The organism is Nonomuraea harbinensis (assembly GCF_019396385.1).
GTDB lineage: Bacteria > Actinomycetota > Actinomycetes > Streptosporangiales > Streptosporangiaceae > Nonomuraea > Nonomuraea ferruginea.
The window spans coordinates 66,710-90,270 of sequence record NZ_JAHKRN010000010.1 but is presented as its reverse complement, the minus strand read 5'-3'; the positions used below and the strand labels follow the sequence as shown (position 1 = coordinate 90,270).

Genomic DNA, 23,561 nt, shown 5'->3' with positions numbered 1-23,561 from the left:
GCCGGATCGGGGAAACGCGAAAGCCCCGGGACCCCGCCCGGGGCTTCCGACACCACATGGACACCGCGAACGACGCCGCGATCACACCGCGAACGACGCCGCGAGAGACGCCGCGACCACGCCACGCTGGGCGGCGCGGTCAGGCCGTCTGGCGGGCGGTGATCGCCTGCTGGTAGAGCTTGCCCGCGCGGTACGACGAGCGGACCAGCGGGCCGGACAGGACGCCGGCGAAGCCGATCTCCTCGGCCTCCCGCTGCAGCTCCACGAACTCCTCCGGCTTGACCCAGCGCTCCACCGGGTGGTGGCGCGGGGTCGGCCGGAGATACTGCGTGATGGTGAGCAGGTCAGTGCCGGCGGAGTGGAGGTCGCGCATCGCCTCCAGCACCTCCTCGCGGGTCTCGCCCAGGCCGAGGATGAGGTTGGACTTGGTCACCAGCCCGGCCTCGCGGGCCGTCGTGATCACCTTCAGCGAGCGGTCGTAGCGGAACGCGGGCCGGATCCGCTTGAAGATGCGCGGCACGGTCTCGACGTTGTGCGCGAACACCTCCGGTTTGCTGGAGAAGACCTCCTCCAGCTGGCCGCGGTCGCCGTTGAAGTCGGGCACGAGCAGCTCGACGCCGCAGCCGGGCAGCAGCGCGTGGATCTGCCGCGCGGTCTCGGCGTAGAGCCAGGCCCCGCCGTCGGGCAGGTCGTCGCGGGCCACGCCGGTCACGGTGGCGTAGCGCAGGCCCATCTGCTGGACGGACTCGGCCACCCGGCGCGGCTCGTCGCGGTCGTACTCCTTGGGCTTGCCGGTGTCGATCTGGCAGAAGTCGCAGCGGCGGGTGCACTGGTCGCCGCCGATGAGGAACGTCGCCTCGCGATCTTCCCAGCACTCGTAGATGTTGGGGCAGCCTGCCTCTTCACAGACCGTGTGCAGGCCCTCGCGGCGCACGAGCGATTTCAGCTCGGTGTATTCGGGGCCCGTCTTCAGCTTGGTCTTGATCCACGGGGGCTTGCGCTCGATAGGGGTCTCGGCGTTGCGCACCTCCAGGCGGAGGAGCTTTCGGCCTTCAGGAGCAACGGTCACCCTGCCAGCTTACGTCTCCCGCCCGCATGGCCCTCGCCAGGGGCGTGGATCAGGCGATGAGCCCGAAACCGCGCACCGCGCGGGTGTAGTGGGCGAGTAACTCCTCGTCGATGCGTCCGGACTCCACCTCGCCCAGCAACGGGGAACGCGCGGGCCCCGGCCGGTCGGCGCGGGCCAGCGCGTCGCGCCTGATCGCGGGCACGGTCTCGCCGCGCAGCGCGGCCGCCTGCATCGGCGCGAGGTAGCCGCCGGCGGCGATCAGCTCCTCCAGCTCCGCCACCTCCTCGGGCGTGACCGCCTTCGCGGCCAGCGCCAGCCTGCGCTCGCGCGCCCGCCCGTCGCCCGAACGGGCCAGCCGGGTGAGCGCGTACTCCACCAGCAGCACCGGGGCGCCCAGCACCCGGCCGATCACCCGGCCGATCCACCCGGCCACCTCGTAGCTCGTGTCCGGCGTGTGGAGCGCGCCGAGCGTACCGGTGAACTTGTCGCGGGCCTCCTCGCGCGCCGTCAGCGGCGCGGAGCCCAGCAGCGCCTGCCGCCACTCGCCCAGCGTCGACAGCGCGCCGCCCACCACCAGGTCGTCGCCGGTCGCCTCGCCCGCGTAAGCCGTCGCCAGCAGGGTCACGCGCTGCCGCGGGCTCAGCGCCAGCCACACCGGCAGCCCCACCAGGAGCACCGGCGTGCGCCTGAGCCCCACTCTCCGGTAAGACGTCCCGGTCGCGAGATCCCTGACCGCCACCAGGTCCGGCGGCCTGACCCCCATCCGGGACGCGACCCGCCCGGCCGTCGCGTACAGCTCGGCGGCGTCCTCCCGGCCGAGCATCTCGGCGTCGGCGGGCACGCGCGCCAGGCGCGGACGCAGCAGCCACCCGATGCCGATCAGCAGCCCGCCGATCAGCCAGCCGAAGACGAACTCGGCGTTGACGACGATCGTGCGCGCGCCCAGCACGATGAAGGCGAGCGTCAGCGCGTGCACCAGAAAGGCGATGAGAAAGGCGGCGGCGCGTTTCACGCCCTGATCATAGGCACCGCCGCCCCGGCCGGGTAAGGGCCCGAGGGTTGATCCGCGGCGTCAGACCAGGGGAGGTCAGCGGCGCAGGAGATCCTCCTCGTGGAGGTCGTACGGCTCGCGGCCGAGGGCCTCCGCCAGGCGCTTCTCCGCGATCGGCATGACCTCCTCGGCCACGATGCGCCGGCCCGTCTCCGCCGACAGCGTCGAGACGCCCACGTCGGGCAGCCCGCACGGCACGATCCGGTTGAACCACCGGGGGTCGTTCGCGCAGTTGAGCGCGAACCCGTGCATCGACACCCCGCGCGAGACCCGGATGCCCACCGCGCCGAGCTGCCGGTCGGGCAGGCCCAGACTGGCGTCGCCGGCGGCCCACACCCCGGGACGCCCCTTGACCCGCCTGGCGGTGACGCCGAAGTCGGCGCACACCTGGATCATCGTCTCCTCCAGCCGGCACACGTAGTCGACGACGTCCGAGACCGCGACGATCGGATAGGCGACGAGCTGGCCGGGGCCGTGCCAGGTCACCCGGCCGCCCCGGTCGACGTCGATGACCGGCGTGCCGTCGGCCGGACGCTCGTGCGCGGCGGCCCGCTTGCCGGCCGTGTAGACCGGCGCGTGCTCAAGGACCAGCAGCGTGTCGCCGAGCTCTCCGGCGGCCCGCTTGCCGTGCACCCAGCGCTGCAGCGACCAGGCCTGCTCGTAGGGGACGTCGACGCCTAGACGGACGATGGCGAGACTGTGGGGATCGACCCCGTTGATGGGGCGCATGGGTCCATTGTGCCGTTCCCTCACCCTTGTAGGGTAATTCAGGATGTCAGCAGCCGAGGTTCGATCCTGAACTCCTTCACCCCGCCGGCGCCGTCATGCTCGACGCGGTACGCGTGACCCTCGGGCCGGCAGCTGACCGCCTGGATGAACTCGGTGCCGGCGTAGTGGAGCGCCACGCCCTCGTCGGCGGCGTAGCCGTCGGGCAGCTCACCGCTCGCCACCGACTCGTGCAGCAGCGGCCGCCGCTGCGGCTCGGAGTCGTAGTGGACGCCGCACGAGTAGGGCAGCAGGGCCAGCCCGTCGGACCACGCCCGCAGCTCGGGGCCGAAGGAGTCGGTGTTGCCGCCGACGTGCCAGCACAGCGCGCCCGCGCTCTGCCCCGACAGCACCACCCCGGTCCGCCACGCCTCCGCGAACGCCTCGTCGAGCACGTGCAGCCGCCACAGCGCCATCAGGTTGGCCACGCTGCCGCCGCTGACGTAGATCATGTCCTGTTCGAGCATCCAGGCGGCCGGGTCCTCGACGTTCGGCATCGGGAACACGGTCAGGTGGCTGACCTCGACGTCCCATCCGGTGAACGCGCCGTACATCTTCAGCAGCCAGGCGGCGTCGTCGCCGGTCGCGGTGGCGAGCAGGCCCAGCTTGGGACGGTCCTGACCGGTCAGGTCGAGGCCGTAGCGCAGCAGCGGGCTCGCCTCCATGAAACCGTAGCGGCCGGTCGGGCGGAACGAGCCGCCCCCGATCGCGAGGATGTGCGACTGGCCTGACCTGGTCATACGGAGTCTCCCGGAGCGAAGGTGGAACAGCTCACTACAGTACGGCGCGGAGCGCGTCGGCGAGGTCGCTATGGGTGAACTCGTACCCGCTGTCCAGCAGTTTCCCCGGCCGCAGGCGATGACTCGGCAGCAGCCCCGCCTTGGCGAACTCGCCGAGCCCCAGCGACAGCGCGAACCCCGGCACCGGCATCGGCATCGTCGGCCTGCGCAGGACCTGGCCGAGCGTCCGGGTGAAGACGGCGTTGGTGACCGGCGTGGGGGAGCCCATGTTGACCGGGCCCGCCACCTCGGGCGTCGCCAGGATGTGACGCACCGCGCCCACCCAGTCGGGCTCGCTGATCCACGACCAGTACTGCTTGCCCGAGCCGAGCGGCGCGCCGAGACCGGCCTTGAAGACGGGCAGCATCCTGACGAGCGCGCCGCCGCGCCCGCTCAGCGCCAGCCCGGTCCGCAGCCGCGCCACCCGCACCCCGAACTCCTCGGCGGCGGCCGCCTCCGCCTCCCACCGCTCGCACAGCTCCGGCAGGAACCCGCTGCCGCCAGGCGCGCCCTCGTCGACCACCCGGTCGCCGGTGTCGCCGTAGAAGTCGACCCCCGACGCCGAGACCAGCACGCCCGGAGGCCGCCCCGCCTCTCTCATCGCCCGCACCAGCAGCCTCGTGCTGTCGACACGGCTGCGCACCAGCTCCCGCTTGTACGCGGCGGTCCAGCGCCGCTCGGCGATCGGCGCCCCGGCCAGGTGCACCACCGCGCTCGCGCCGTCCAGGACGGCGGGGTCCAGCACCCCCTCAGCGGGCCGCCAGAGCGCCTCGTCGCCGCTCCTGGGCTCGCGCCGCACCAGAGTGACCACCCGCTCGCCCGCGCCCCGCAGCGCGGCGACCAGCGGCACGCCCAGCAACCCCGATGCCCCCGTCACGATGATCGCCATACGACCACCCTACGACGCCGCCTTCCCGCCGGCCGTCACCTCCCGCGCGATTCCCGACGACCCCATAACCGCGCCCGCCGCACTCACTGACCCGTGACCGTGCTCGCCGTGCTCACGGATCGACGGTCCGAGAGCGTCCGGCAGCCGCGCCGAAGCGGTCCCGGGGCACCTGCCGTCGGAGCTTTGTCCTGCGGTTGGTGCCGGGTGCCCGAAGTTCGTTCGGGAACGCGCGAAGGGGCCGGGCGCGACGGTGCGCGCCCGGCCCCTTCAGGTCCTCGTCAGGCGAGGCCGAGCTGGGCCTCGAAGCGGCCCTCCTCCAGGCGGCGCTTGATCGTCGTCAGGAAGCGGGCGGCGTCGGCGCCGTCGACCAGGCGGTGGTCGTAGGTGAGCGCCAGGTAGACCATCGACCGGACCGCGATGACCTCACCTTCGGGCGTGTCGACCACGACGGGCCGCTTGACCACGGCGCCGGTGCCGAGCATGCCGACCTGCGGCTGGTTCAGGATCGGCGTGTCGAACAGGGCGCCGCGGCTGCCGGTGTTGGTCAGCGTGAACGTGCCGCCGGTGATCTCGTCGGGGGTCACCTTGTTGGCGCGGGTCCGCTCGGCCAGGTCGGCCGTCTTGCGGGCGAGCCCGGCGAGGTTGAGGTCGCCGGCGTTCTTGATGACCGCCGCGATCAGGCCGCGCTCGGTGTCGACCGCGATGGCGAGGTGCTCGACGTCGAAGTACGTGACCTCCATGGTCTCGTTGTTGATCGTCGCGTTGAGCTTCGGGTGCTGCTTGAGCGCCTCGATCGCGGCCATCTCGAAGAACGGCATGAACGACAGCTTGACGCCCTCACGGCGGAAGAACTCATCCTTGGCCCGCGCCCGCAGCTGCGCCACCTTGGTGACGTCGACCTCCACGACCGTGGTGAGCTGGGCGGCCGTCTGGAGCGACTCCACCAGGCGCTTGGACATCGTCTGGCGCAGCCGCGTCATCTTCTCGGTGCGGCCGCGCAGCGTGTCGTCGACCTCCACCTGCTCGGGCGCGGCGGCCGGGGCCTGAGCCGCCGGGGCGGCGGCCTGCGGCGCGGCGGCCGGAGCGGCGGCGGCCGGGGCCTGCGCGGCGGCGGGGGCGGGGGCCTGCTCACGCTGCTGCTTGGCGGCCTCGAGCACGTCCTGCTTGCGGATGCGGCCGCCGACCCCGGTGCCGGTGACGGAGTCGAGGTCCACGCCGTGCTCGTTGGCCAGCTTGCGCACCAGCGGCGTCACGTACGGGCTCTCGCCCGAGGTGGGCAGCGGCGCGGGCGCCTGCGCCGCGGGCTGGGCCGCGGGCTGCGGAGCCGGCCGGGGCGCGGGCTGCGGGGCCGGCTGCGGAGCGGGGGCGGCCGGGGCGGGCTGCGGGATCGACGAGGCGGGCGCGGGCTGCGGCTCCGGCTCGGGCTCCGGCTCAGGCTCGGGAGCGGGGGCCGCCTCCTCGGCCGGGGCGGGGGCGCCGGCCTGGCCGCTCTCGTCGATGACGGCCAGCTCGGCGCCGACCTCCACCGTCTCGTCCTCCGCCACGACGATCTTCTGGAGCACACCGCCGGCGGGCGACGGGATCTCGGTGTCGACCTTGTCCGTCGACACTTCGAGGAGCGGCTCGTCAGCCTCGACGCGCTCGCCCTCCTTCTTCAGCCAACGGGTGACGGTGCCCTCGGTGACGCTCTCGCCGAGCTGGGGCATCTGTACGGAGACCGGCATCGTTATCTTCTCTCGCGTTCTGATCTCGAGGGCTTGACTAGTTGTGTACGTGCAGCGGCTTGCCGGCCAGGGCCAGCATGGCCTCCCCGACCGCTTCGGACTGCGTCGGGTGTGCGTGGACGAGCTGGGCGACCTCCGCGGGCAGCGCCTCCCAGTTGTAGATGAGCTGCCCCTCGGTGATGAGCTCGCCGATGCGGCGGCCCACCATGTGGACGCCGACGACCGGCCCGTCCTTGCGGGCGAGCACCTTGACCGCGCCCGCCGTGCCGAGGATCTGGCTCTTGGGGTTGCCCGCCAGGTCGTAGACCTGCTCGACGATCTCCATCCCGCGCTCCGCCGCCTGCGCGGACGTGATGCCGACCGAGGCGACCTCGGGGTCGGAGTAGGTGATCCGCGGCACCCCGGCGTAGTCGATGGGCGCCGGGCCGAGCCCGGCGATGTGCTCGGCGACCATGATGCCCTCGGCGAACCCGGCGTGGGCCAGCTGAGGGGTCGCGATCAGGTCGCCGACGGCGTAGACGCCGGGCGCGGAGGTGCGGCAGTGCTCGTCGACGGTGACGGTGCCGCGCTCGACGGCCACGCCGGCCTCCTCGAAGCCCAGACCCTCCGTGACCGCGCCGCGGCCCACCGCCACGAGCAGGATCTCGGCGTCGAGGGTCTTGCCGCTGGCCAGCGTGACGAGCACGCCGGTCTCGGTGGTCTTGGCGGCGTCGAAGCGCACGCCGAGCTCGTACTTGATGCCGCGCCGCCGGAAAGCGCGCTCCAGCAGCTTGGAGCTGGACTCCTCCTCGGCGGGCAGCAGACGGGGGAGGGCCTCGACGATGGTCACCTCGGCGCCGAACGAGCGGTAGACGCTGGCCAGCTCGACGCCGATGACGCCGCCGCCCAGCACCACCACCGAGGACGGCACCCGGTCCATCCTGAGCGAGTGGTCGCTGGTGATGACGCGCTCGCCGTCGATCTCCAGGCCGGGCAGCGACCTGGGCGCCGAACCGGTCGCCAGCACCAGGTGGCTCCCCTCGTACACCTCGGAGCCCACCTGGACGCGGCGCCCGCCCGCGAGCCGGCCCTCGCCCTCGACCAGGGTGACGCCGGCGGCCTTGAGCAGCCCCTGCACGCCCTTCCAGGCACGCGTGACGATCTTGTCCTTGAACGCGTGGACGCCGGGGACGTCGATGCCGTCGAAGCGAGCCTTCACGCCGAACGACTCGCTCTCCCTGGTCTCGTCGGCCACCTCGGCGACGTGCAGCAGGGCCTTGGTGGGGATGCACCCCCGGTGGAGGCAGGTGCCGCCGATCTTGTCCTTCTCGATCAGCGCGACGGACATGCCCAGCTCGGCCGCCCGCAACGCGCAGGCGTAACCGCCGCTGCCGCCACCTAGGACGACGATGTCGTAGGCCACAGGAAGGCTCCTTGTCGGGGTGGTCTTGTCGCCTTCATCTTTTCATTTGTTCGCCGTGCTCGCGTGCCGCTCGGCCAGTCCGATGAGCGTGCGCGTGACGGCGCCGGTGCCGCCCTTGGGGACGTAGCCGTACGGCTCGCCCTTGTTGAAGGCGGGACCGGCCATGTCGATGTGGGCCCAGCGCACGCCGTCGGGCACGAACTCCTTCAGGAAGATGCCGGCGGCGAGCATGCTGCCCCAGCGCTCCGGCTGAAGGTTGGCGATGTCGGCGATCGGGGAGTCGAGGCCCTTGCGCAGCTCCTCGGGCAGCGGCATCGGCCAGGCGCCCTCGCCGGCGGCGCCGGCCGCCTCGACGACCAGGTCGCGCAGCTCGTCGTCGTTGCCCATGATGCCGGCGGTGCGCCAGCCGAGCGCGACGATCTGGGCGCCGGTCAGCGTCGCCACGTCGATGATCGCGTCGGGGTTGTCCTCGGCGGCGCGGGCGATGCCGTCCATGAGGACCAGGCGGCCCTCGGCGTCGGTGTCGAGCACCTCGACGGTCTTGCCGCTGTAGCTGTGGATGACGTCGGAGGGGCGCTGCGCGGTGCCGCTGGGGAGGTTCTCCGCCAGGCAGAGGTAGCCGATCGCGTTGACCCGCAGGCCGAGCCGCGCGATGCCGACGAGCGCGCCGAACACCGCGCCCGCGCCGCCCATGTCTGACTTCATCCAGTCCATGGACGCGGACGGCTTGAGCGACAGGCCGCCGGAGTCGAACGTGATGCCCTTGCCGACGAAGGCCAGGGTCTTGTCGGCGTCGGGGTGCGTGTAGGACAGGCGGACCAGCCGCGGCGGGTTGGCCGAGCCCTGGCCGACGCCGATGAGGCCGCCGTAGCCGCCGTCCTTGAGCTGCTTGTCGTCGAGCACCTCGACGGACAGGCCCGCCTCGCCGCCGGTCTGCTCGGCGATCTCGGCGAACTTGGCCGGCCACAGGTCGGACGGCGGGGTGTTGACCAGGTCGCGCACCAGCGCGACGGACTCGGCCAGGACGGCGGCGCGTGCGGCGACCTCGCCGGGCGCGCCGGACAGCACGGTCAGCTCGGCGACGGGGTCCTTCTGGCCCTCGCCGGTGCGGTAGCGCGAGAACGCGTAGGCCCCCAGCAGCCCGCCCAGCGCCACGGCCTCGGCCTCGTCGGCCGACTCGGCCGGCAGGACCAGCGCGGCGCGCGCGGTGCCGGCCAGCGAGCGCACGGCGGCGCCGGCGGCGCGGCGCAGCCCTTCGAGGTCCGCCGACTCGCCCAGGCCGACCGCGACCAGCAGCGGCGCGGCGACGGAGCCGAAGGCCGGCAGCTTGGCGATCTCGCCGGGCTTGCCGGCGAACCCCAGGGAGGACAGCGTGGCGGCCAGCTTGCCGCCGAAGGCCGCTTCGAGGGGATCGGCGCCCGTCGCGGGGCGGGGACCTTCGGGGCCGGACCGGAAACCGACGATCAGCGCGTCGGTGTCGAACGATACGGGATCTGCTGAGTTCAGCCGCACAGTGGTCACGTAAACCGACTCTATCGAGGGTTTCTGAGTACTAACAAACAGGGGTTCATCCCATGAATCGTGAGTCGCCTTCATGAAGACATGGTGCTAGTGTCATTAGCATCATGTTGCTGACGTTGGACCTCAACGACGCTCGTCCCCTGCACGAGCAGGTGGCCGCGGCCATCCGCCGCGCCATCGGCGAGGGCCGCTACGCCCAGGGAGACCGGCTGCCGCCGGCCCGCGACCTGGCGGCGGCGCTGGGCATCAACCCCAACACCGTGCTGCGCGCCCTGCGCGAGCTGCGCGACGAAGGGCTGCTGGAGTTCCGGCGCGGGCGCGGCGTCAGCGTCGCCGCCCGCGCCGACGCGCGCACCCTGCTCCGCGAGCGGGCCCGCGAGCTGCTGGACGAGGCCCAGAGGTACGGATACGGCCGGGAGGATCTGATCGCCATACTCGAGGAGCTCGCATGAACCTGCGCACCATCGCCGTGCCGGCGGGCGCGGTCGTCGCCGTCGCGGTGGTGGGGCCGCCGCTGGCGCTGCGCGACCGGCTGCCCGACCCGATGGCCGTCCACTGGGGCCCCGGCATGGCCCCCGACAACGCCGTGTCCTTCCCCGTCCACCTGATCATGCAGGCGGCGCTGTGGGGCTTCCTGTGGCTGGGGCTGGTCGCCGCCGCGCGGCGGGCCAGGGACAGCAGGTCCGGCCGCGTGTCCTGGTGGGCGCTGTTCGCCGGCGGCGCGCTGTTCGCGATCAGCATCTCCGCCATGACGCTGCTGGCCAACCTCGACGTCCCCACCTGGACGGACGCGCGGCTCAGCCCGCTGGCGGCGGTCGCGGTGCTCGTCGTGCCGCTGGCCGCCGCGGCGCTCTCCGGCTACCTGGGCAGGGGCGAGCCCGACCCGCTGTCCGGCGACGGGGAGCCGCCCAGGCTCACGCTGCGCAGCGGCCAGCGGGCCGTCTGGGTCAGCCGGATCAGCAACCCGTGGCCGCTGCTCATCACCGCCGCCGGGGCCGCCGTGCTGTTCGCGCTCGGCACGCTGGACGTGACCGGGGTCGTCCGCCTGTCCAGCTTCGGCGCCGTGCTGCCCGCGCTGGTGATCGTGCTGGCGGTGGGGCTGTTCGCCTCCTCGCTCACGGCGCGGGTCAGCGAGGACGGGCTGGTGCTGGCCTTCGGGCCGTTCGGCTGGCCCGTCCGCCGCATCAGGCTCGACAAGATCGACCGGGCCTACACCGAGGATCGCCACCCGAGCCAGGTCGGCGGGTGGGGCGTGCGCGGCCTGCCCGGCAGGGCCACCATCATGCTGCGCGGCGGCGAGTGCCTGGTCCTGCGCTACCGCTCCGGCGGCCAGCTGGGCATCAGCATCGACGACGCCGAGCGCGGCGCCTCCCTGATCAACACCCTCATCGCGGAGAGGAGGACCGCGTGAAGCCGCTCCCCGTCTTCCTCGCCGTCGCCTTCGTCCTGTCCTGGCTCGTCGCGCTGCCCCTGTGGCTGGGCGGCGGTCTCGGCCACCCGCTGATGCCGGTCTTCGGCATGCTGATGATGTTCACGCCCTCGCTGGGGGTGCTGGCGGCGTGGCGGGCGTCGCGGGTGCCGTTCCGCGAATGGACGCGCGGGACCGGGCTCACCCTCGGCGAGCGCAAGGGCCGCACCCTGCTGCTCGTGCTCGCCGCGTGGCTCGGCGTGCCCGCGCTGGTGGCCCTCGCGGCGGCGCTCAGCGTGGCGGCCGGGCTGCTCACCCTCGACCTGGACGGGCTCAGCCTCTCCCGGGCGCAGCTGGAGGCGCAGAACGTGCCCGTGCCCGCCGGCCTGTCCACCGGCGTCGTCATCCAGCTCGTCGTCGGCGTGGTGGCGGGGCCGCTGCTCAACGCCATCCCCTCGCTGGGCGAGGAGTGGGGCTGGCGCGGCTATCTCGTGCCGAGGCTCACCGGCGCCCGCGGCGTCGTGGCCGGCCTGGTGCTGTCGGGCGCCATCTGGGGGCTGTGGCACGCGCCGCTGACCCTGCTCGGCTACAACTACCCCAACCTGGGCGCCGGGGCCGCGCTCTACTTCACCGGCTTCTGCGTGGTGGCCGGGGTGGTGCTCGGATGGCTGCGGCTCCGCACGGGCAGCGTGTGGCCGGCCGTCGTGGCGCACGGCTCGCTCAACGCGACCGCGGGCATCGTCCTGGTCCTCGGCGACGTCGCCGAGCCGCCCAACCTGGCGATCGCCGGGCTGACCGGCCTCGTGGGCTGGGTCCTGCTCGCGATCCTCGGCGCCGTCCTGCTCAGGATCTTCCCGGTACGGGCACCGTCCGCCGACTGGCTCGCCGGGCGTCAGACGACCAGCACGTAGACCACCAGGGTCGCCGCGGCGGCGGTCTCCACGAGGGCGCCGAGCACGTCGCCGGTGATCCCGCCGAGCCTGCGCCGGGCATGGGCGAGCAGGAGCATCGCCAGCCCCAGCCCGGCCAGCAGCGCGACGGGCGGCCCGAGGCCCCCCGGCCACGGCTCCCAGATCCCCGGTTCCAGCTGCTCCCGGTAGCGGAGCAGGTTCTGGAACGCCCCGGACGGTTCGGGCGCGGTCCACGACCTCACCAGCCCGGCGGCCGGGGCGAAGGCCGCCGTGACGACCAGGGCGGCGAGGGTCACCAGGAGGGCGGCGCCGGTCCGTACCGTGCCCGCGACCATCGCGCCCAGCCCGTCGGGGCGGGCGGCGGGCACGGCGGGGCGGCAGGCCCAGGCGAGCGTCAGGCGGCCCGCCACGCACGCCGTGACCAGCCCGGCGGCCCCGGCCTCCGTCAGGGCGGCCGCCTGGACGAGGACCGTGAACAGCACGGCCATCACCCCGAACGGCCCGATGTCCGACTTTTTCATGATGTCGAGCGCCTGGGCGGCGGGCTTCCCGCTGCCCAGCCCGTCCGCCAGATCCGCGAGCCCGTCCAGGTGCAGCCCCCGCGTCAGCACCGCCAGCAGCCCGAGCGCCAGCGCCGCGCCGAGCAACGGCGGGCCGGGCAGCAGCAGCGGCAGCCCGGCGACCGCGCCGAGCGCCAACCCCACGGCCGGGGCCAGCGCCATCGCCCGGCCCGCCGCCCCGCGGTCCACCCGCGTCACCCGTACCGGGAACACGGTGAGCGTGCCGAGCGCGAGCCGCAGCCCGGCGGCGCTCAAAGCAGCTCTGCCAGCAGCCGGTAGTAGGAGAGCCTGGCCTCGTCGACCTCGGCGGGCCCGTACGCGGCCAGGAGGTCGGCGGCGGCCCGCCCGTCCAGCTCGCGCAGCGCGACGGCCAGGTCCACGTGGCGGTCGGCCACGCCGAGCTCGCCGACGTCGACCAGGATCGCCTCGCCCGAGTCGGAGGCGAGGACGTTGGCGGGGGTGAAGTCGCCGTGCGTGACCACCAGGTCCTCGCCGGCCGGCCGCTCGGCCAGCAGCCTGTCGTACACCTGCTCGGGGGTGAGGCCGGCGTGGTCGCCGTGGAAGCGGGCGGGGTCGACCAGCCCGGCGCGCACGTGACCGGCCGCCCTGGCCAGCTTGACGTCCAGCCGCTCGTCGAAGGGGCACTCCGCCACCGGGATCTCGTGCAGCTCGCGCAGCGCCCTGCCCATGATCGTGCCGGCGTCCGGCGGCGGCCTGTGGTCGAGGCTCCGCCAGCCCGCCTCGGCCAGCACCAGCACGTCGCCCTCGAACGCCACCACGTCCGGCACGCTCGCCCACCGCTTGAGCCACCGCAGCCGCTCGTGCTCGGCCACCGCCACCGGGCCCTGCTTGATGAAGAACTCGCCGTGCGGTCCCGTCACCCGCAGCGTCTCGGCACTCAGGTCCGCGTGGTCGTCCGACCAGATCGCGTCTTCGCCGCCGACCAGATCGAAGACGTTCTCAGGGAAGCGCATGAGGACCGATCCTACGGGTGGCGGCGATCGCGGCGGCCTGTCACCCGGTGTCCCATAGGCTTGCCGGATGCACGTGGTTGAACTCGAAGGCGTAGGCGTCCGGGTCGTCGGCAAGACCCTGCTGGACGCGGTCGACTGGCACGTGGCCTACGGCGACCACTGGGTGGTCCTGGGCCCCAACGGCGCGGGCAAGACGACGCTGCTGTCGCTCGCGGCGGCCGTGCGCCACCCGACCGTGGGCGCCGTGACCGTGCTCGGCCACCGGCTCGGCCGCGTCGACCTGCGCGAGCTGCGCCGCCACATCGGCCTGGTCTCCTCCAGCCAGCACCTGATCGACGAGAGCCTGATGGAGGAGGAGGGCGCGACCGCCCACACCGTGGTCCTCACCGGCCACACCGGCACCAGCGCCCCGCTCTGGGACCGCTACGGCGACGCCGAGCACGACCGGGCCAGGCGGCTGCTCGCCGACCTCGGCTGCAAGGACCTCGCCGACCGGCGGTTCCGGGTGTGCTCGCAAGGGGAGCAGGCCCGGATCCGGGTGGCCAGGGCGCTCATGGCCGACCCGGCGGTGCTGCTCCTCGACGAGCCGTTCGCCGGGCTCGACCTGCCGGCCCGCGAGGACCTCATCGACGCCGTCGAGGGCCTGGCGGAGACCCGGCCGGTGCTCACCACCGTCACGGTCACCCACCACCTGGAGGAGGTGCCGTCGACGACCACCCACGCCCTGCTGCTGCGCGAAGGGCGGGTGCTGGCGGCGGGTCCGGTGGCCGACGTGCTCACCCCGGCCAACCTGTCCGACTGCTTCGGCCTCCCGCTCCACGTCGACCGGCTGCACGGCCGCTGGTACGCCCGCTCCGTCCGCTGACGTCAGAAGCCGACGTCAGAGGGGGAGCGGCCGGCCCGCCACGACCAGGGTGACGTCCTCCGACTCGGCCGCCAGCCGCTCGTTCAGCCGGCCGAGCGCGTCACGGAAGGCGCGGCCGCTCGCCGTGGCCGGTACCACGCCCATGCCGGCCTCGTCCGACACCGCCACGACGCGCCCTGGCGCCCGCCGCCAGGCGCTCACCAGCTCGTCGCACCGCTCGTCCACCGGCGTGCGGTCGCCGTCCCACGCGCCGTGCTCGTCGAAGACCGCCGCCAGCCACGTGCCCAGGCCGTCGACCAGGAGCGGGGCCGTGGCCGCCCTTATCGCCCCGGCCAGGTCCGTGGTCTCCTCGGTGTCCCAGTGCGCGGGCCGCCGCGCCCGATGGGCGCGCACCCGGGCCGCCCACTCCGCGTCGCCCTCCGCCGAAGGGCCGGTCGCGACATACGTGACGTACGGCTCCGCCGCCAGCCGCAGCTCGGCCTCGGCCGACTTGCCGGAACGCGACCCGCCCAGGATCAGCGCCCGTCGCGCCGGGGGCACGGCCTCCCCCTCGACGCCGCCCGGCTGTCCGGGGTGGCGTGCGGTTCCGTCCGGGGGTCGTCCGGTCGTGAGCGCGGTCGCCTCCGGAGGCGGCCCGCCGGCGTGGAGGACGGTCCCGTCCGGCACGGTGACGGCGCCCCACAGGAGCAGCCGCCGGCGCAGCTCGGCCTCGGACCGGACGCGGTGGTCCAGGCCGACGGCGACGACCTGGGTCTCGCCGGTGACCGCGCCGGACCGCCGCAGCGCCCCGAGCCTCTCGGGGCGGTCCAGGAGGTCGATCAGGACGACGTCGTACGGGACCGCCGCGTCGAGCGGCGCCTCCCGATCGGCGGGCACGCACAACACCCGCCGCCCGTCCGGCCCCGCGAGTCCGAGCCCGGCCGCCAGCACCTCGTACCCGCGCGGCGCCGCCGCCCACGGGAACGCCACCACGTCGTCGACGACCAGGCCGAACGGCCGTCGGCCTGGCCGGTCGGCCGTAGCACAGGACGCGCACGGGCACCCCGGCTCCGGCCAGCCTCCCGCCCCCGCGGTGCCGGTGAGAAGAAGCCTCATCGCGCCGAGCGTACAAACCCGGGGGAGGAGGCCGCGCGGCGGGGGCCGATCATGGAGGGGAGCGGGCGCGCGGGATCGATCACGTGCCGCGGCCGGAGTAGGGTTCCAATGCCGCCGGGGGGTGTGCCGGCGGGCCGGCGGAGAAGGAGCGAATGGCATGACATGGCGTTGGCGTTACGAGGACGCGCACGGCGGTGAGGTGACGGACCGTCCCTTGCCCCGTGAGGTCTTTCCCAGCCAGGCCGACGCCGAGTCGTGGCTCGGCGAGAACTGGCGTGAGCTGCTCGACTCGGGGGTCGAACAGGTGGCGCTCCTCGAAGAGGAACGGGTCGAGTACCGAGGGCTGTCGCTGCGCCAGGAGTGACGTCCCCGTGAACGGGACGACCCCTTGAGCCCGGGGCTCAAGGGGTCGCCGCTCGTCAGGGACGCTTCGGCGGGCTCGCCGTCTTGCCGGGGTCGCGCTCGACCAGCGAGCCGAGCACGTCGTCGATGCGCTTCATCACCTCGGCCTCGAGCTTGACGCCCGCGGCCTTGACGTTGTCGCGCACCTGGTCGGGGCGGCTGGCGCCGACGATGGCGCTGGACACGTTCGGGTTCTGCAGCACCCACGCCACGGCCAGCTGTGCCATCGACAGCCCCAGGTCGGCGGCGATCGGCTTGAGCTCCTGCACCTTCGCCAGCACGTCGTCCTTCATGAACCGGGCGATCATGCCGGCGCCGCCCGCCTGGTCGGTGGCCCGGGAGCCCTCGGGCGGGGCCTGGCCGGGCAGATACTTGCCGGTGAGCACGCCCTGCGCGATAGGCGACCAGACGATCTGGCCGACGCCCTCGCGCTCGCACAGCGGCACGATCTCGCCCTCGATGACCCGCCAGAGCATCGAGTACTGAGGCTGGTTGGAGACGATGCGGTCGAAGCCCATCTGATCGGCGATCTTCAGCGCCTCGGCGATCTGGGGCGCCGACCACTCGCTGACGCCCACGTACAGGACCTTGCCCTGCCGTACGAGGTCGTCGAAGGTCTTGAGCGTCTCCTCCAGCGGGGTCTCATAGTCGAAGCGGTGCGCCTGGTAGAGGTCCACGTAGTCGGTCTGCAGGCGGCGCAGCGAGGCGTGGATGGACTCGGTGATGTGCTTGCGCGACAGGCCCCGGTCGTTGCGGCCCTTGCCGGTGGGCCAGTAGACCTTGGTGAAGATCTCCAGCGACTCCCTGCGGACGCCCTTCAGCGCCCTGCCGAGCACCTCCTCGGCCTTGGTGCCCGCGTAGACGTCCGCGGTGTCGAACGTGGTGATGCCCTCGTCGAGCGCCGCCTGCACGCACAGCTTGGCGGCGTCCTCCTCGACCTGGGAGCCGTGGGTGAGCCAGTTGCCGTAGCTGATCTCGCTGACCATGAGACCGCTGCGGCCGAGGTGACGGAATTCCATGGATCAGACCTTATGGCTTCATGCCGGAAGATCCGCCCGTGGTCCGGCGGAGGCGTGCTGCGGTGGGGTTCCGCGCGCGGGTCTACTTCTTCGGCGGCACCGGCTTGCCGCCCGGCAGCAGCGTGGGCGGGGGGAAGCGCAGCCTGCGGATCTGCAGGGCGCGCATCGCGGCGTAGAAGCCCACCCCGCGCAGCGACTCGTCCGGCAGCTTCGCCGCCACCTCGCGCTTGACCTTCCAAGACACGTAGACGGACGTGAAGACCACGCCCACCATCATCACCGGCCAGCCCACCACGATCACCGCGTTGAGCACCTGGACGCGGATGGCCGGCGGCCACGGCACCCAGGTCGCCAGCAGGATCAGCAGCGAGAACGGCAGGAAGTACTGGCTGGGCAGCCGGCGGGAGTCGACCCAGTCGCGCGCGAACTTGCGCGCCGGGCCCTTGTCGCGCGCGGGGAGGTAGCGCTCGTCGCCCGCGAGCATGCCCCTGCGGGCCCGCTCACGCTCGGCGGTCTGCTTGGCCCGCATCTGCCGATAGGCCTCTTTGCGGTCCTTCGGCGCGCTCACCGGCTGGCGTCGTCTGCTCTCGGCGTCCCGGCGCTTGGGAGTGGGACGGCCCTTGCCCTGGGGCTTAGGATCGTCAGAGGGGACGGGGGAGTCGTCCACGGAGGTTTGGGAACGGCGTCGCAACACGTCTCAACCCTACCTGGACTGCAACTTAGTGACGCCCTCGTGCGTTATGCGTAGGGTAATCCCAAGGCGGCTGCGCTGCACTGGGTGACCACAGCACGACCGAAGAAGGGGACGGCCGACGCGCATGAGCGTGATGAAGAGACTTTCAATGATCTTCAAGTCCAAGGCCAACAAGGCCTTGGACAAGATGGAGGATCCACGCGAGACCCTCGACTACTCCTATCAGCGGCAGCTGGAGCTGCTGCAGAAGGTGCGTCGCGGGGTGGCGGACGTCGCCACTTCTCGCAAGCGTGTGGAGCTGCAGATCAATGGCCTTGAGCAGCAGAGCAAGCGTCTTGAGGAGCAGGGCCGCAAGGCGTTGTCCGTGGGGCGCGAGGACCTCGCCAGGGAGGCGCTGCAGCGGCGCTCCAACCTCCAGGCACAGATCGGTGACCTCAGGGTCCAGCACGACAACCTGCAGGGTGAGGAGGAGAAGCTGACCACCGCCTCGCAGCGGCTGCAGGCCAAGGTCGACTCCTTCCGCACCAAGAAGGAGACCATCAAGGCGACCTACACCGCCGCCGAGGCGCAGACGCGCATCAATGAGGCTTTCTCCGGCATCTCCGAGGAGATGGGCGACGTCGGCCTCGCGATCCAGCGCGCCGAGGACAAGACCGCCCAGATGCAGGCACGCGCCGGCGCCATCGACGAGCTGCTCGCCAGCGGCGCGCTCGACGACTACAGCGGCAGCCGCGGCGACGACATCCAGGCCGAGCTCGACCGCATGGGCGGCGGCATGGACGTCGAGCTGGAGCTGGCCAGGATGAAGTCCGAGCTCGGCCAGGGCCCCGCTCCGCAGTCCGCCATCGAGCAGGGCCAGCAGCCGCCGCAGCAGCAGGCTCAGCCTCAGCAGCAGGCTCAGCCCCAGCAGACCCAGCAGCTTCGTCAGCCTGGGGAGGGCGCATGATCGTCAGGATTATGGGCGAGGGTCAGATCGAGATCTCGCCCGAGGACATCGCGGTGCTCAACGACCTCGACAGCGAGCTCGAGGCGGCCATCGACGCGGGCGACGAGAAGGCGTTCCGCGTCAAGCTGCACGCGCTGCTCGACAAGGTGCGCCATGTAGGCAAGAGCCTGCCGGACGACTCCCTGGAGCCTTCTGAGCTGATCCTTCCCCCCGCGGACGCCTCTATCGAGGAGGTCCGGGAGATGCTGGGAGACCAGGGCCTGATTCCGGGCTGAGCCGATGAAGACCAGGTTCGCGCCCGACAGCGGCCTCACCCGCCGGATGGTCGCGACGATGTTCCTTCTCGGCCTGCTCTACGTGGTGTTCGTCGGCGTCCTCATCGCCTTGGGGGCGCAGGCGGTCACCGTGCTGGTGATCGCGGGGGTCCTGCTGTTCGTGCAGTACTTCCTGTCCGACCGCATCGCGTTGTTCGCGATGCACGGCCGGGAGGTCTCGCCCCAGGAGGCCCCCGAGCTCCACGGCATGATCGATCGGCTGTGCGCGATGGCCGACATGCCCAAGCCCCGGGTGGCGATCGCGCAGTCAGACGTCCCCAACGCGTTCGCCACCGGGCGCAACCGCAAGAAGGCCGTCGTCTGCGTGACGACCGGCATCCTGCGCAGACTGGAGCCGCGCGAGCTCGAAGGGGTGCTGGCCCACGAGCTGTCGCACGTCGCCCACCGCGACGTGGTGGTGATGACGATCGCGTCGTTCCTGGGCATCGTGGCCGGGCTGATGACCCGCGTCGCACTCTATACCGGGCTCGGCAACCGCCGCGGCAACGGCCAGGGCGGCCTGCCCATCGGGCTGATCGTCATGGTCGTCTCGATCGTGGTGTACGCGGTCAGCTTCCTGCTGACGCGAGCCCTGTCGCGCTACCGCGAACTGTCGGCCGACCGGGCGGCCGCGCTGCTCACCCAGCAGCCGTCGGCCCTGTCGAGCGCGCTGGTCAAGATCTCCGGGGACATGGCCAGGATCCCCACCCGCGATCTGCGCGACGCGGAGCCGTTCAACGCGTTCTACTTCGCGCCCGCCCGGGCCAAGGGGGAGACGCTGGCCAACCTGTTCTCCACCCACCCGCCGCTGGAGCGACGGCTGGACCAGCTCGCGAAGATCTCCAACCAACTCGGAAGGGGCTGAGCGCGATGGGTTGGCTCGATGCCATCCTGGGCCGGACGAAGCCGGTCAAACCCGATCTCGACGCGTTGTTCGCACTGCCGTCGGCGGCCGTGACCCTCCAGGCGGCGACCGGCATGGTGCCGACCGGCACCGGCTCGGTGTCGTTCCGCGCGGCCGAGGGCGGCGCCTTCGCCACCCTGGAGCGCGACGTCAAGGAGCTGCTCGGCGGCCGGGTGGAGGAGTTCACCGACAGCTACGGCTACACCTGGCTGCTGGTGCGCCGGACGCCCGACGCGGTCGGCGACCTGGTCACCGAGCTGCACGCGGTCAACTCCTCGCTGGAGGACGCCGGGTTCGGCCCGTCGCTGCTGTGCTCGCTGGTGTCGTTCGCCGACCCCGACGGCAGGCGGCTGGCCGTCGTCTACCTCTACAAGCGCGGCACCTTCTACCCGTTCGCGCCGCTGTCGGGACAGCGCCGCGACAACGCCCTGGAGCTGCAGGCGCGCGGGGTGCTCGACGGCGAGCTGCCGCTGGAGGAGGACCTCAGCCGCTGGTTCCCGGTCTGGGGCGCTCCCGGGCTCTGACGCTTCCCGGCCCCGGTCGCCCACGGTGATGTAATCATCACGTGGAGCGAAGGTTGTGCGTGCTGGCCGCGTCCGCGTTCATCGGGGCCGCGCTGCTGTCCAGCGCGTGGGTCACCGGCCAGCTGACGACGCCGCGGGTCGACAGGGCCCACGGCTACGTCGGCGAGCTCGCGGCCCGCGACCAGGAGTGGACGCGCCTGTTCAGGGTCAGCGACGTGCTGGCCGGGCTGGCCTGCCTGGCCGGCGTGGCGCTCGCGCCCCGGGTGCGCCAGGAGTGGCAGGGCTGGCTCGCGCTGGCCTCGGCCGGCCTGCTGACCGCGCTCGCCGGCCTGTTCCCGATGGACTGCGCCGTGCTCAGCGACCCGGCCTGCGTCCCCGCCACGCTCTCCCACCGCGCGCACGTCGCCGCCGCCGTGCTCGCCGCGGTCGCCGTGCCGGTCTCCATGGCGGTGCTCAGCGCCCGCTGGCGCGCCACCGGGGCGTGGCTGCTCACCGGGCTGACCGCCGTCGCCGGCGTGCTCACCCTGGTGACGGCCGCCTCCGGCCAGCTCGCCGGGCTCGCCCAGCGGGGGCTGGTCACGCTGGTCGCCGTCTGGCTGGTGTACGTGGCCGTACGGCTGCTCGAATCGGACGCCACCGTCCTGATGCCCGGCCCCCTGCATGTCGTCCGTGAGGGCTCGGGCCCGGCCGTGCTGATCGCCTGCGGTCCGGGCGGCGCCTGGTGCCACTGGGACGCGATCGCCGCCGACCTGGCGCGTGACCGCCTCGTCATCCGGTTCGACCGCCCGGGGCTCGGGCTGAGCCCCGCGTCCCCCGTACCTCCGACCCTGCACGGCGAGGCGGCGCGGCTGGCCGCGCTCGCCCCTGAGCACCCCGAACGGGTCACGGTGGTCGCGCACGCCGTCGCCGCCTGGCACGCCGAGGCGTTCGCCCGGCTGCACCCGCTGCGTGTGGCCCGGCTCGTGCTCGTGGACCCGGCCTGCCCGCCTCCGCCGGGGCGCGGCACCTCCTCGATCGGGCGGGCGCTCGGCGCGTGGCTGCCCGCGCTGGGCGGCACGTGGGGCGCGGCCGCGCTGGCCCGCCTGGCCGGGCCGGTGGCGCACCGGCTGATCGCGGGCTGCGCCGACACCCACCGGCTCTACCGGGGCGGGCGGGTGGCCGCCGCGATCGCGGGGGAGTGGCTGGCCCGCCGCGACATGGCCGTCGAGCTGCGCGAGATCAGGGCCGAGCATCGCCTGCCCGCCGTGCCCGTGACCGTGATCCGCACGCGGCGGAGGTCCGCGGGCTGCCCGGAACGGCTGGCCGCGCAGCTGAACGCGCGCCTCGTGCACCTGCCCGCCCATCGGTCCGCACCGGGGCTGCGGCTGCGTCCGCACGCGTTGCGCGCCATCGCCGACGCGGTCTGACGGCGTGAAAAGGTGACGCGGACCGCCGCGAGCCGCGACAATGTCCAGAAGTCATGACGTAGGCCACATGTGGGGAATATCGTGCCGGACCTCGCGCCTCTGCGCCCAGGGGACCCTGCCTCGGTGGGGGCGTACACGCTGGCCGGACGGATCGGTGAAGGCGGGCAGGGCCTCGTCTTCCTCGCGACCGCCCCCGACGGAGCCAGGGTGGCGGTCAAACTGCTCCGCACCGACCTGGCCGGGGACGAGGAGGCGTCGGTACGGTTCGTCCGCGAGGTCGAGCTGGCCCGGCGGGTGTCGCCGTTCTGCACCGCCCAGATGATCGAGACGGGGCTGGTCAACGGGCGCCCGTACATCGTCAGCGAGTACATCGACGGCCCCACGCTGGCCGACGTGGTGCGGACCGAGGGGCCGCGGTCCGGCACCTCGCTGCACCGGCTCGCCATCGGCACCGTCACCGCGCTGGTGGCCATCCACCAGGCCGGGATCGTGCACCGGGACTTCAAGCCGTCCAACGTGGTGCTGGCCTCCGACGGGCCCCGGGTGATCGACTTCGGCATCGCGAAGGCGCTCGACCTGACCTCCACGCTCACGGCCAGCGCGATCGGGACGCCGTCGTTCATGGCGCCGGAGCAGTTCAGCGCCGGGAGCCCGGGAGCGGCGGCGGACATGTTCGCCTGGGCCTGCACGCTGCTGTACGCGGCCTCCGGGCAGGCGCCGTTCGGCCAGGACAGCGTCCCCGCGGTGGTGAACCGGATCATGAACACCGATGCGGACGTCGGCGTCATCGCCGACCCGGCGCTGCGTTCGCTGGCGGCCGACTGCCTGGCCAAGGACCCGTCCAGGCGGCCCACCGCCCAGCAGGCGCTGATGCGCCTCCTGGGGCAGTCGCAGGACGCCCCGTGGGCGAACCCCGCGGGTCCGGGGACGCCTGCCGGGTCCTTCCCGGGTGGCGCGGGTGTCATGGGCGGCTTCTCCGCTCCGGGAGCGGCCGGGGGTTCGGGCCCGTACCCGGGTGGTCCCGGCATGCCCGCCGGCTCCTTACCGGGCGGCGCCGGTGTGCCCGGCGGGTTCTCCGGGAGCGGCGCTCCAGGTCCGTATCAGGGCGGGTACGGGGCGGACGCGGCGGGGCTGCTGTGGCAGGGGAGCGCCGCCGCGGCCGGGCCCGGCCACGCGCCGCGCCCCACCGGCCCCGGCCAGGCGCCGTACGGGCCGCACGGGCCGCACGGGCCGTACGGGCACGGGCCGTATCCTCCCCCCATGCGCCCGGGCAAGGGGCGCGGGACCGGATGGATCGTGGCGGGCGCCGCCGTGGCCACGGTCGTGCTCGTGGCCGCCGGCGCCTTCGTGGTGAGCAGGCTGGCCCTGCCCGACGCGAGGCCCACGCCGTCCCCCACGCAGGCCGCCACCAGCGCGGCGCCCACCCCCAAGCCCACGCCGACCCCCACGCCGGAGGCCAGGACGATCCGGCTCGCCGAGACCTCCGTCGAGCTGGAGGAGCGCTCCTCCGACCCCATCAAGCTGGCCTCGTACACCACGGAGAGCGGCAAGAAGCTCTACGTCAGGCAGCCCGGCACCGACCGGTTCGGCCGCGACTCGCGCTACTTCGAGTACGTGCTCAACCACGACGGCAGCCGGGCGCTCGGCACCGACGTCGACTACAGCACCGGCCGCAAGGCGCTGCTGTCGGTCATCGACCACCGCACCGGGGACAGGCGCGCCATCGAGGTCAGCGACGCCCCGATCTTCCCCACCACCCCGCGCTGGTCGCCCGACGGGAAGCTCGCCCTGGTCACCCTGTACCGGGCCACCGACTCCGAGAGCGTCGAGTACGGGTACGGCATCGTCGACGTGGACGCCGGCACCGCGCGCACGTACGAGATCAAGCAGAAGGGCGCGGGCGAGTGGCGGTTCTTCTGGAACTCCGGCGGTGACGAGGTCGGCACCTGGGTGAACGGCCGGATGACGTTCTACGACCTGAACGGCGGGAAGCTGCGCACCCTGCCGAAGGCGGGCGAGCCGGTGTGGGTGGAAGGCGACGACGTGTCGCCCGGCGGCGACCGGTTCCTCGCCCACTGCGCGCCCGCCTCCGCCACCATCTGCGCGCACCCCACCGGCGGCGACGGCGAGGCCGACCGGGTGCCGTTCACCAGCGAGAGGCTGATCGGCTGGTGGGACGACGAGCACCTGGCCGTGTGGCGGGCCAAGGGCGCCGGGTTCGAGGCCGTGGTGATCGACCTGTCGGGGAAGGTACAGAGGGTGCTCGCGACCGCCCCGAAGCGGGCGGAGTTCGACAAAATGGCATTCCGATTCAGCAGGGGAACACCCTAGAGGCCGGA

24 protein-coding genes are annotated in these 23,561 nt (G+C 73.1%); 11 read left to right on the top strand and 13 right to left on the bottom strand.

Translation table 11 applies throughout. The features are described 5' to 3' along the window. Positions 1 to 139 precede the first annotated feature (139 nt). From lipA to KME79_RS13285, 8 genes are all read right to left on the bottom strand, one after another. Entirely contained in the window at positions 140 to 1,069 is a 930-nt protein-coding gene (gene lipA, locus KME79_RS13320) for a lipoyl synthase (RefSeq protein WP_219544691.1), read from the bottom strand. Between the two features lie 49 nt (positions 1,070 to 1,118). Then, entirely contained in the window at positions 1,119 to 2,081 is a 963-nt protein-coding gene (locus KME79_RS13315; protein WP_219544690.1) for a M48 family metalloprotease, read from the bottom strand. A 75-nt stretch (positions 2,082 to 2,156) separates the two neighbouring features. Next, positions 2,157 to 2,849 (bottom strand): lipoyl(octanoyl) transferase LipB, encoded by a 693-nt coding sequence (gene lipB, locus KME79_RS13310; protein WP_148032839.1) that lies wholly within the window; start codon positions 2,847 to 2,849, stop codon positions 2,157 to 2,159. 38 nt (positions 2,850 to 2,887) lie between these two features. After that, positions 2,888 to 3,625 carry a Type 1 glutamine amidotransferase-like domain-containing protein gene (locus KME79_RS13305; protein ID WP_219544689.1) on the bottom strand — a complete coding sequence of 246 codons (738 nt, stop codon included), beginning with the start codon at positions 3,623 to 3,625 and terminating at the stop codon, positions 2,888 to 2,890. Between the two features lie 34 nt (positions 3,626 to 3,659). Continuing rightward, on the bottom strand, positions 3,660 to 4,553 hold the full coding sequence (locus KME79_RS13300) for a TIGR01777 family oxidoreductase (RefSeq protein ID WP_148032837.1): 894 nt from the start codon (positions 4,551 to 4,553) through the stop codon (positions 3,660 to 3,662). A 278-nt stretch (positions 4,554 to 4,831) separates the two neighbouring features. Then, positions 4,832 to 6,277: a 2-oxoglutarate dehydrogenase, E2 component, dihydrolipoamide succinyltransferase gene (gene sucB, locus KME79_RS13295; protein ID WP_219544688.1), complete on the bottom strand. Its 1,446-nt coding sequence runs from the start codon at positions 6,275 to 6,277 to the stop codon at positions 4,832 to 4,834. Positions 6,278 to 6,314: 37 nt separating this feature from the next. Then, a complete protein-coding gene (lpdA, locus tag KME79_RS13290) occupies positions 6,315 to 7,679 on the bottom strand; it encodes a dihydrolipoyl dehydrogenase (RefSeq protein ID WP_219544687.1) in 1,365 nt (454 codons plus the stop codon). A gap of 42 nt (positions 7,680 to 7,721) precedes the next feature. After that, complete coding sequence (locus KME79_RS13285) at positions 7,722 to 9,200, bottom strand: leucyl aminopeptidase (RefSeq protein WP_308248898.1); 1,479 nt, start codon at positions 9,198 to 9,200, stop codon at positions 7,722 to 7,724. A gap of 104 nt (positions 9,201 to 9,304) precedes the next feature. On the opposite strand from KME79_RS13285, the gene KME79_RS13280 reads away from it, so the two are divergent. Genes KME79_RS13280 through KME79_RS13270 form a run of 3 tightly spaced genes read left to right on the top strand, consistent with a single transcriptional unit; the run spans position 9,305 to position 11,519 of the window. After that, positions 9,305 to 9,652: a GntR family transcriptional regulator gene (locus KME79_RS13280; RefSeq protein WP_187281263.1), complete on the top strand. Its 348-nt coding sequence runs from the start codon at positions 9,305 to 9,307 to the stop codon at positions 9,650 to 9,652. Continuing rightward, a complete protein-coding gene (locus KME79_RS13275) occupies positions 9,649 to 10,611 on the top strand; it encodes a hypothetical protein (protein ID WP_219544685.1) in 963 nt (320 codons plus the stop codon). The genes KME79_RS13280 and KME79_RS13275 overlap by 4 nt, the downstream gene beginning before the upstream one ends. Continuing rightward, entirely contained in the window at positions 10,608 to 11,519 is a 912-nt protein-coding gene (locus KME79_RS13270; protein ID WP_219544684.1) for a CPBP family intramembrane glutamic endopeptidase, read from the top strand. Before KME79_RS13275 ends, KME79_RS13270 begins: the two co-directional genes overlap by 4 nt. Here the strand turns inward: KME79_RS13270 and KME79_RS13265 are convergent. Both KME79_RS13265 and KME79_RS13260 read right to left on the bottom strand, forming a co-directional pair. Continuing rightward, positions 11,501 to 12,334, bottom strand: a complete 834-nt coding sequence (locus KME79_RS13265; RefSeq protein ID WP_246639778.1) for an adenosylcobinamide-GDP ribazoletransferase — start codon at positions 12,332 to 12,334, stop codon at positions 11,501 to 11,503. The genes KME79_RS13270 and KME79_RS13265 overlap by 19 nt on opposite strands. Continuing rightward, a complete protein-coding gene (locus tag KME79_RS13260) occupies positions 12,331 to 13,053 on the bottom strand; it encodes an aminoglycoside 3'-phosphotransferase (RefSeq protein ID WP_219544683.1) in 723 nt (240 codons plus the stop codon). Before KME79_RS13260 ends, KME79_RS13265 begins: the two co-directional genes overlap by 4 nt. Positions 13,054 to 13,120: 67 nt before the next feature. Here KME79_RS13260 and KME79_RS13255 point away from each other — a divergent pair, with 67 nt between their 5' ends. Continuing rightward, complete coding sequence (locus tag KME79_RS13255; protein ID WP_148032830.1) at positions 13,121 to 13,918, top strand: ABC transporter ATP-binding protein; 798 nt, start codon at positions 13,121 to 13,123, stop codon at positions 13,916 to 13,918. Between the two features lie 15 nt (positions 13,919 to 13,933). On the opposite strand, the gene KME79_RS13250 is transcribed toward KME79_RS13255, so the two are convergent. Beyond that, a complete protein-coding gene (locus tag KME79_RS13250) occupies positions 13,934 to 15,013 on the bottom strand; it encodes a bifunctional adenosylcobinamide kinase/adenosylcobinamide-phosphate guanylyltransferase (RefSeq protein ID WP_219544682.1) in 1,080 nt (359 codons plus the stop codon). Positions 15,014 to 15,170: 157 nt separating this feature from the next. Here KME79_RS13250 and KME79_RS13245 point away from each other — a divergent pair, with 157 nt between their 5' ends. Beyond that, positions 15,171 to 15,377 carry a hypothetical protein gene (locus KME79_RS13245; protein WP_148032828.1) on the top strand — a complete coding sequence of 69 codons (207 nt, stop codon included), beginning with the start codon at positions 15,171 to 15,173 and terminating at the stop codon, positions 15,375 to 15,377. 55 nt (positions 15,378 to 15,432) lie between these two features. Here the strand turns inward: KME79_RS13245 and KME79_RS13240 are convergent, their stop codons facing one another. Next, positions 15,433 to 16,434, bottom strand: coding sequence for an aldo/keto reductase family protein (locus tag KME79_RS13240; protein WP_219544681.1), 1,002 nt, complete (start codon positions 16,432 to 16,434; stop codon positions 15,433 to 15,435). Positions 16,435 to 16,516: 82 nt separating this feature from the next. Continuing rightward, entirely contained in the window at positions 16,517 to 17,101 is a 585-nt protein-coding gene (locus KME79_RS13235) for a DUF3043 domain-containing protein (RefSeq protein ID WP_308248897.1), read from the bottom strand. A gap of 151 nt (positions 17,102 to 17,252) precedes the next feature. Here KME79_RS13235 and KME79_RS13230 point away from each other — a divergent pair, with 151 nt between their 5' ends. The 6 genes from KME79_RS13230 to KME79_RS46275 all read left to right on the top strand — a co-directional run bounded on the left by KME79_RS13230 (position 17,253) and on the right by KME79_RS46275 (position 23,553). Next, positions 17,253 to 18,074 carry a PspA/IM30 family protein gene (locus KME79_RS13230; protein WP_148032826.1) on the top strand — a complete coding sequence of 274 codons (822 nt, stop codon included), beginning with the start codon at positions 17,253 to 17,255 and terminating at the stop codon, positions 18,072 to 18,074. After that, positions 18,071 to 18,349, top strand: a complete 279-nt coding sequence (gene pspAA, locus KME79_RS13225; protein WP_148032825.1) for a PspA-associated protein PspAA — start codon at positions 18,071 to 18,073, stop codon at positions 18,347 to 18,349. Before KME79_RS13230 ends, pspAA begins: the two co-directional genes overlap by 4 nt. A gap of 4 nt (positions 18,350 to 18,353) precedes the next feature. Next, positions 18,354 to 19,253 carry a zinc metalloprotease HtpX gene (gene htpX / locus KME79_RS13220; protein WP_148032824.1) on the top strand — a complete coding sequence of 300 codons (900 nt, stop codon included), beginning with the start codon at positions 18,354 to 18,356 and terminating at the stop codon, positions 19,251 to 19,253. A 5-nt stretch (positions 19,254 to 19,258) separates the two neighbouring features. Beyond that, complete coding sequence (gene pspAB, locus KME79_RS13215) at positions 19,259 to 19,816, top strand: PspA-associated protein PspAB (RefSeq protein ID WP_219544680.1); 558 nt, start codon at positions 19,259 to 19,261, stop codon at positions 19,814 to 19,816. A gap of 41 nt (positions 19,817 to 19,857) precedes the next feature. Then, positions 19,858 to 21,222, top strand: a complete 1,365-nt coding sequence (locus KME79_RS13210) for an alpha/beta fold hydrolase (RefSeq protein ID WP_219544679.1) — start codon at positions 19,858 to 19,860, stop codon at positions 21,220 to 21,222. Between the two features lie 123 nt (positions 21,223 to 21,345). Next, positions 21,346 to 23,553, top strand: coding sequence for a serine/threonine-protein kinase (locus KME79_RS46275; protein ID WP_219544678.1), 2,208 nt, complete (start codon positions 21,346 to 21,348; stop codon positions 23,551 to 23,553). The last annotated feature ends 8 nt before the right edge of the window (positions 23,554 to 23,561 follow it).

Coding starts and splice junctions, on each gene's coding strand:
- KME79_RS13250 (WP_219544682.1), bottom strand. CDS start 15,013: ATGAGGCTTCTTCTCACCGGCACCGCGGGGGCGGGAGGCTGGCCGGAG.
- sucB (WP_219544688.1), bottom strand. CDS start 6,277: ATGCCGGTCTCCGTACAGATGCCCCAGCTCGGCGAGAGCGTCACCGAG.
- KME79_RS13260 (WP_219544683.1), bottom strand. CDS start 13,053: ATGCGCTTCCCTGAGAACGTCTTCGATCTGGTCGGCGGCGAAGACGCG.
- KME79_RS13280 (WP_187281263.1), top strand. CDS start 9,305: ATGTTGCTGACGTTGGACCTCAACGACGCTCGTCCCCTGCACGAGCAG.
- pspAA (WP_148032825.1), top strand. CDS start 18,071: ATGATCGTCAGGATTATGGGCGAGGGTCAGATCGAGATCTCGCCCGAG.
- KME79_RS13305 (WP_219544689.1), bottom strand. CDS start 3,625: ATGACCAGGTCAGGCCAGTCGCACATCCTCGCGATCGGGGGCGGCTCG.
- KME79_RS13275 (WP_219544685.1), top strand. CDS start 9,649: ATGAACCTGCGCACCATCGCCGTGCCGGCGGGCGCGGTCGTCGCCGTC.
- htpX (WP_148032824.1), top strand. CDS start 18,354: ATGAAGACCAGGTTCGCGCCCGACAGCGGCCTCACCCGCCGGATGGTC.
- KME79_RS13300 (WP_148032837.1), bottom strand. CDS start 4,553: ATGGCGATCATCGTGACGGGGGCATCGGGGTTGCTGGGCGTGCCGCTG.
- KME79_RS13230 (WP_148032826.1), top strand. CDS start 17,253: ATGAGCGTGATGAAGAGACTTTCAATGATCTTCAAGTCCAAGGCCAAC.
- KME79_RS13255 (WP_148032830.1), top strand. CDS start 13,121: ATGCACGTGGTTGAACTCGAAGGCGTAGGCGTCCGGGTCGTCGGCAAG.
- pspAB (WP_219544680.1), top strand. CDS start 19,259: ATGGGTTGGCTCGATGCCATCCTGGGCCGGACGAAGCCGGTCAAACCC.
- lipB (WP_148032839.1), bottom strand. CDS start 2,849: ATGCGCCCCATCAACGGGGTCGATCCCCACAGTCTCGCCATCGTCCGT.
- KME79_RS13240 (WP_219544681.1), bottom strand. CDS start 16,434: ATGGAATTCCGTCACCTCGGCCGCAGCGGTCTCATGGTCAGCGAGATC.
- KME79_RS13245 (WP_148032828.1), top strand. CDS start 15,171: ATGACATGGCGTTGGCGTTACGAGGACGCGCACGGCGGTGAGGTGACG.